Origin of the sequence: Mesorhizobium sp. M7A.F.Ca.CA.004.04.2.1, from assembly GCF_004022825.1 — a bacterium.
Classification (GTDB): domain Bacteria; phylum Pseudomonadota; class Alphaproteobacteria; order Rhizobiales; family Rhizobiaceae; genus Mesorhizobium.
Window position 1 is genome coordinate 1 of record NZ_RZPH01000455.1, and the last position, 4,563, is coordinate 4,563.

5 protein-coding genes are annotated in these 4,563 nt (G+C 63.0%); 2 read left to right on the forward strand and 3 right to left on the reverse strand.

All coding sequences use genetic code 11. The features are described from left to right. Positions 1-875: hypothetical protein (locus EN893_RS19845; RefSeq protein ID WP_128361718.1), on the forward strand; the 875-nt coding region annotated here is incomplete at its 5' end. On the opposite strand, the gene EN893_RS19850 is transcribed toward EN893_RS19845, so the two are convergent. The 3 genes from EN893_RS19850 to EN893_RS19860 form a co-directional block, all read right to left on the reverse strand. After that, the gene (locus tag EN893_RS19850; protein WP_127268163.1) at positions 853-1,200 is read right to left on the reverse strand and encodes a DUF1491 family protein; all 348 of its coding nucleotides are present in this window, start codon (positions 1,198-1,200) and stop codon (positions 853-855) included. The two genes, EN893_RS19845 and EN893_RS19850, sit on opposite strands and share 23 nt — an antisense overlap. Before the next feature lie 69 nt (positions 1,201-1,269). Continuing rightward, positions 1,270-2,067: a peptidoglycan-binding protein gene (locus EN893_RS19855; protein ID WP_127268164.1), complete on the reverse strand. Its 798-nt coding sequence runs from the start codon at positions 2,065-2,067 to the stop codon at positions 1,270-1,272. Continuing rightward, positions 2,042-3,772 (reverse strand): PAS domain-containing sensor histidine kinase, encoded by a 1,731-nt coding sequence (locus EN893_RS19860; RefSeq protein WP_127268165.1) that lies wholly within the window; start codon positions 3,770-3,772, stop codon positions 2,042-2,044. Before EN893_RS19860 ends, EN893_RS19855 begins: the two co-directional genes overlap by 26 nt. 536 nt (positions 3,773-4,308) lie before the next feature. On the opposite strand from EN893_RS19860, the gene EN893_RS19865 reads away from it, so the two are divergent. Further along, a partial coding sequence (locus EN893_RS19865) for a DUF5330 domain-containing protein (RefSeq protein ID WP_128361719.1) occupies positions 4,309-4,563 on the forward strand: 255 nt, incomplete at its 3' end.

The following is a 4,563-nucleotide window of genomic DNA, read 5'->3' on the forward strand; positions in this document are numbered from 1 at the left end:
CCGTCGAATCTCGCCGTTACGTGGCAGCCGCCCTTTCCGAATGCGAATACGCCCCCGCCGCCCTGGTGCGCCGCCTTTGCGAGGAACCGGTCGACATTGCCGCGCCGCTGCTCATCCGCTCACGCGCCGTCAGCGACATCGATCTCATCGCGCTGATCGGGCGACATGGCCTGCCGCATGCACGTGCCATCGCGCGCCGCAAGGGCTTGAACCCGACCATCGCTGATCTGATCAGGGCCCTCGAGAGGCCAACCCTGGTGCGCGCTCCGCAACCGGATGCGAACGCCGCCGCGGCAGACAAGATCGCGCCAGCGAGCACGGAAACCGCCTCTGACGAGCCCGCCCGGGAACAGGCACTCGGCATCGCGGCTGAGAATGCACGGCGCAGGCTGCGCTCGATGATGCGCACGGGCGACGAGGCGGCAGCGACGAACGCCGATCCTTTCAAAGGCGCCGACACCTATGTGAAATTGCGCGAGACAGCGCTGACGGGAAACGCCGCGTTCTTCCAGACCGCGCTCGCCGATGCACTCGATATCGATTTCGAGATCGCGCGATCGCTCACCGCCAACCAGAATTATGCCTCGCTGCTTGCCGCCTTGCGCTCGCTCGACCTCAGCGAAGACAGGGCCTTCCTGATCACGGTTGCCGTCTATCCCAACCAGTTCCCGCATCCGCAGGCTATCCGCACCTTCCTCGACCGTTACCGGCTGCTGCATCGTGAAGCGGCCCAGGACAAGATGCGATCGTGGCGGGCGGAAGCCCTTTCAAGGGTGGTTCGCGGCGCAGCACCTGCCAACGGCGATACACGCACCGCCTCGAACAGCGACGATGCGGCGGCTTCGTCCGGCCTCAGGGCGTCTTCACGGAAATAAGCTCCTCGACGGGCACGGTGCCGGCCTCGATCTCGACCACCCAGATATCGGGATCGAATTTTTTCTCCCTTTCCAGCCTGGCGTCGAGCACTGTGGCATCCTCGCCGGTTCCGAGCTGAGTGAAAAACCGGTCGTCGGGCTTGGCCGAATCATAGCTTGTCTGCGGCGCCGGCCCGAACAGGGCAACCTCACCCAGCCTGCCCCGCGCCAGCACGAACACAGCGCCGGCCTCGGTCGCGCCGCGCTTGACCACGGCGGCAAATCCCCCGGCGCCGAAAACCCGGCGCAACAGGGCCGAGACCCACAGATCCGATGTGACGCGCATGAGAGAGCTCCCGAAACTGCCGGTTCTCTATCGATATTTCCGCCGCTGGGCGAGCCGTCGTTTCAGCCGTCAGTTGGTCAGGCCGATCTCGCGCATCTTGACGTAGACGATCTCATCGGGCTCGCCGGTCTGCGGCAGCCCGAACAGCGACTGGAATTCCTTGATCGCCGCCTTGGTGCGCGCGCCGACGACACCATCCAGCTGCATGTCGTCATTGCCGAACGCCTTGAGCCCGGCCTGGATCTTGACGATGCGGGCATCGGGCGCTTGCGTCTCGGCATCCGCCTGCCCGGAATTTGTCTGTCCTGAACCTGTCTGCAAAGACACCGGAACGGCGGCCGGCATATCCGGGCGCGGCTGCGGCCTGGGTACGACGGAAGCGGTTTTCGGCGTCGCGCCCAGTTGATCGAGCAGAAGCGCGTCGATCTCGCCGGACGCGTTGAGCCCGACCTTCTGCTGATAGTCCTGGATGGCCTTGCGGGTGTTGGGTCCGGAAATGCCGTCGACCGTTCCCGAATAGAAATCAAGATCCTTCAATATGCCTTGCACCTGCTCGACAACCGGATCGCCCTTGATCGGTGCCGGCGCGCCGGATGGCCGCACGATGTTGAACGTCGTTTCCGGCTCGTCGGGCGCCGCGTGCGGAAAGCCCGCAATGCTGCGGGTCGCGAAGAATGCGCCGGCATGCGGGAAAGGCTGGTACCACAAGGCATTCGCAGAGACGTAGAACAGCGTCACCAGGAATGCCGTCGAGCCGCCCACCAGGACAGGGTTGCGCGAGATCATTCCGCCGACGGCGACAGCGCCGTCCTGAAAGGCGTTGCTGCGACGCTTGACCGCCTTAGCCTGTTTTGCGGAGCGAGCCATTTCTGTCCCCTTTCGCCATCGCTACAGGCATGGTCAGCACGCCGGCCTTCTCCGCCTGATGTCCCTTCGGTCCGTTCACCGGCAAGCTGATGGTCACCGTGGTGCCCTCGCCCGGCATGCTTTCGATGGACATCGTGCCTTCGTGCAGCGCCACCAGGCCCTTGACCAGTGAAAGGCCAAGACCAGTCCCCTCGAAACGGCGGGTATAGTCGTTCTGGATCTGCATGAAGGGCTTGCCGAGATTGGCGAAATCCTCCTCGGCGATGCCGATGCCGGTGTCCCTGACCCAGAAATGCAGGCGCGAACCGATCCGCTTGGCACCGACGACGACGTCGCCGCCGTCGGGGGTGAACTTGATCGCATTGGAGACCAGGTTGATCAGCATCTGCTGTACGGCGCGCTGGTCGGCATTGATGTCGCCGGCGTCCGGCGCGATCTGCGCCCGCAGATCGATGTTCTTGGCCTGCGCCTGCAGCTGCATCATCGACTGGCACATGTCGACCGCTTCCGCGAACCGGAACGGCTCCGGCTCGGTCGCATAAACGCCAGATTCAATCCTGGACACGTCGAGTATCGAGGTTACGACGGCGAGCAGATGCTGGCCCGAATCCCTCACCAGGCCGACATATTCCTTCTGGCGCGGATCCTTGAAGCCGCCGAACATCTCATGCAGCAGCATATCCGAGAAGCCGATGATGGCATTCAACGGCGTGCGCAGTTCGTGGCTGACCACCGCCAGGAAGCGCCCCTTCGCCACTTCGGCGGATGCGGCCGCCTCATTGGCCGCCGCGAGATCCTCGCGCAACCGGGCGATCTCGTCATTCTCGCGCAGGACGAGCGTAAAGACGTCACTCTGTTCCTCACCGCGCACCAGATCAAGCGAGAACGGGCGGTAATTGTCGGCCGTCAGGCTATTGCCGTTCTGAGGCAGGCGGATGCGCAATTCGAGCCGGCGCGACAGCGCACCGTCGCGCATGTCGGCCATTGCGCTGAGATAGGAAACGCGATCCGACAGATGGACGCGATCGAAGAGGCCGTTTCCAGACAGCAGTTCGGGCGGCAGTTTCAAAAGCGTGCGCGCTTTCGGCGACGCGTCCAGGACCTCGCCATGGCGGGCGACCCGCAAGACCACCGCATCGATGATTTCTTCGAGCCGGTCGGCAGTGTCGACCACAGCCGCGTCGGCCGTGTTTTGAAACGCCGATGCACGCGGCATCAGCGTAAGCGCCCACGCCAACGGCACCAGCCAGTGCCACGCCGCGATCTGCGCTCCTGCGAACGGAAATACGGTTCCAGCCAAAGGCTGAGCCAGGATGGCGACAGCGGCCGACACGGCTCCCCACAGTGCTGCACGTCGCGAGCCGCCGATCCACCAGGCTTCGAAAGGCAGCGCCAGGACAAGCATGGCGACAGGCGAACTCAGCCCGCCCGCGGCGGCAATGAGACTGCCGAGAGAAATGCCGGCCAGCATCAGGGCGAGCCCACTCGCCATCGCCATCTTGCCGGTCGCCGCCACCAGTAAGGCGACGAACCAGCACAGGCCAAAGGCGGCGAAGATGGCGGCCATGGTGACGGCAACGCCCATGCCTGAAGTGACCAGGGTGACCGCGGCGCCGGCGGCAAAGAAAGGAGCGGCGAGCATGACGCCGATGAAACGGCGCTGGCGCTCGCGGTCGCTCCGCCCAAGGATGGACGGATGGACCATACGTTCGCAACCGGCAGAAATCGCGCCAGGCAATTCAACGTATCTGGCCTTGATTGAACTCAACTCAACGCACTCGCACTTGTCGTGGACAGCTCTGCTTTGCAGATGGTTCTGGTTGGCTTTGAAACTCGCATCCAGCGTTTAAGGAATGGATAAGGCAGGGCCGACCAAGGCCCTGGCCTGCGGCAAATATCGGGATGCCGGCCGCCGAAAGCACGGGCAAATGCAGCCATAGTAAACGGAGAGTTATCCGGCGACGGCACCTATCGGACAGGCGCACACGGCACCCGGACTTCCACATTCCAAGAAAAATACAGGAAAATCATGGGGATGTATGGTTATTTGTTGTTAAGGAAAATCACTGGCAATTGAGACAAATGGATCGCAGAACGCTTCGTTTCGAATTTGCCTAAAATTTGAGGAAAATTCTCTCTTTGCCCGCAAGCCGTCCTTTGCGCCTGTGTGCCAAGATCCTGCCTACAAAAGAGGTCATGCCATATGGATGCATGATCCGGTCACGACGAGAGGGCAAGGGCATGGTCTTCCTCATAAGAATGGCTTTCTGGTTTTCGCTGGTGCTGCTGGCGCTGCCGCTGACTGTCGGCCCCGATGAAGCGGGCCGCGAAAGCGTCGGGCCGATCCAGGCCTTGTTTGCGGCACGCGAAGCGGTTGGCGATATCGCCGGCATTTGCGAACGCAAGCCCGATGTCTGCGAGACCGGCAAGTCGGCAATGCACACCATCACCGCCCGCGCCAAGGAGACCGCCAAGATCGCGGCAGCGATGATGGAC